We start from the raw sequence: 2134 nt of genomic DNA, 5'->3' as shown, positions 1-2134 counted from the left end.
ATCCGGCGCTGGTTCGGTTCGCCGAAAACAAATCGCTTCGCTTCGGCGCGGGACATGATCAATCCGAGGATTTTTTCATGGTGGTCGATGGCTGGCTGCACGTGACTAACGCCTCGAACTGGAGGCGACAGCAGGTTGACAGGAGCGAACACATTCTCGCGCTGTTGCGGCAAGCCGGCGGTCCCGACCAGCCGGATGTGAAGTTCGAGCCGATCTGAAATCAGGTCTGAGGCGGGTGGTGTTGACAGAAAACGCTGAGGGGCCTGTTGCATTGCGGCCTGAAATCCAGGGGCTGCGTGGCATAGCCGTTGCCCTGGTGGTGGTTTTCCACATCTGGCCCGCGGTTCTTCCTGGCGGGTATGTCGGGGTCGATGTGTTCTTCGTCATCTCGGGCTATCTCATCACCGGTCTGCTTGCCCGCATGGCGCTGCGCGACGGCCGCATCTCGCTGATGGCCTTTTATTCGCGGCGAGTGCGGCGACTGCTGCCGACTGCGATCCTGGCCCTTCTTGCCACGCTCGCCGGAACGCTGGTCTTCCTGTCCATGGCACGTTGGGAAGAGACGGCAATCCAGGTCGCTGCCAGTGCGCTCTATGTGCAGAACTGGCGGCTTGCCTGGCAGGCGGTCGACTATCTCGGCGCCGAGGAGGCGGCGAGCCCGGTACAACATTACTGGTCTCTATCCATCGAGGAGCAGTTCTATATCGTCTGGCCATTGCTGATGGTGGCAGGCCTTTGGCTGGCGCGCCGTCTCGGGCGGCCAGCGAAAGACGTATTCCTCGTGGGGCTGACCGCGGTTTTTGCCGGATCGCTGATCAGCTCGGTTGTCATCACCCGGAGCGATCCGGCCGCCGCTTATTTCGTAACCCATACCCGTCTGTGGGAGCTGGCGCTCGGTGGCCTGCTGGCGCTGACGGTCCATCGGTTCAGGGCAGGGCTGCCATTGCGCGCCGCAATGGCGATGACCGGTATTGGCGCCATCGGGTTTTCAGCGCTTTTCTTTTCCGCCTCGACGTCATTTCCTGGCGCTCTTGCCTTGCTGCCGACCTTGGGGACGGTGCTCATCATTGCCGCCGGCGGCATCAAACTGGGCCGGTTCGCGGACTTGATGCCAGCATCCTTTGCTATGTCGGCGACCGGTCGTATTCGATCTACCTCTGGCATTGGCCGCTGGTTGTTTTCTATTCGGCGCATCGCCCCGCGGCCGGGCTCCTTGCAGGTCTCGTGCTGATCGCCCTGACGCTGGCAATCTCGGATCTTTCCTACCGATATGTCGAACAGCGCTACCGGCAGCCGCGGTCGGATACGGAACGGAAACCTCTGGCCTATGCCACTGCCGCCGTTGCCGTCTGCGTGATGATGTCGGGTGGGCTCGGCTATGCGCTCGACAGGAAAGACGTCGATATCAGCCTGATCGGGACACCGAATTATCCAGGGCCGGCAGCGCTTCTTGCCAACGCTTCGGTTCCGCGCGACGTGCAACTGCTGCCATCCCTCGGCAAACTCAGGCGTGACGTACCGATCGTCTATCGACTGAAATGCCATCAGGAGCAGGACAGCACGCAAGCTGTGGGCTGCCAGCTCGGCGATCCCCAGGGAACCAGAACCATTGTCGTCGCAGGCGATTCACACGCAGCACAATGGATCCCGGCCATCGACAAGATTGCCAGGGACCGCAAGTGGAAATTGGTCACCTTCACCAAGGCTGCATGCCCTTTCACCCTTGCCGCGGTGACGGATGAAGGTAAGCCGTATGAGGCCTGCGCAACATGGCGCGACAACGTTCGCGCCGAGATCAGGAAATTGCGGCCAGACCTGATGTTCACCAGCCAGTCTCGCTATTCCGACACACCGGAGCCGGCAATGATCGACGGTTTGCGCAGCATCTGGAGCGACTTGAACAGAACGGGCGTGCGTATTATCGCCATTCGGAACACGCCTTTCGTCAAGTTCGATCCCGGTGATTGCCTGGCCGCCGATGCCGACAAATGCGTCAACGCGCGACAGGAGGTGGAGACGAGCGATGTCTTCGCCCTCGCCGCAGGGGCATTGCCGGGGGTCCGTGTCGTTGACATGAACGATGCCTTATGTGGCAAGGACAGCTGTTCGGCCGTGGTCGGCAACATCATCGTCT

Annotated in this window: 2 protein-coding genes and 1 pseudogene; all 3 read left to right on the top strand. The window is 61.1% G+C overall.

Annotated features, from left to right (window positions below):
* Window positions 1-218: pseudogene (locus tag EN939_RS31385) on the top strand (hypothetical protein); the annotation flags it as partial.
* A gap of 17 nt (window positions 219-235) precedes the next feature.
* On the top strand, window positions 236-1231 hold the full coding sequence (locus EN939_RS31380) for an acyltransferase family protein (protein ID WP_335930812.1): 996 nt from the start codon (window positions 236-238) through the stop codon (window positions 1229-1231).
* Window positions 1225-2134 (top strand): SGNH hydrolase domain-containing protein (locus tag EN939_RS31375; RefSeq protein WP_127271487.1); only part of this gene is annotated, 910 nt, incomplete at its 3' end. The genes EN939_RS31380 and EN939_RS31375, both read left to right, overlap by 7 nt.

The organism is Mesorhizobium sp. M7A.F.Ca.CA.002.05.1.1 (assembly GCF_003998335.1).
Taxonomy (GTDB): Bacteria; Pseudomonadota; Alphaproteobacteria; order Rhizobiales; family Rhizobiaceae; genus Mesorhizobium.
Note: the sequence above shows the minus strand (reverse complement) of the source record. Positions and strands in the feature narration are given on the sequence as shown.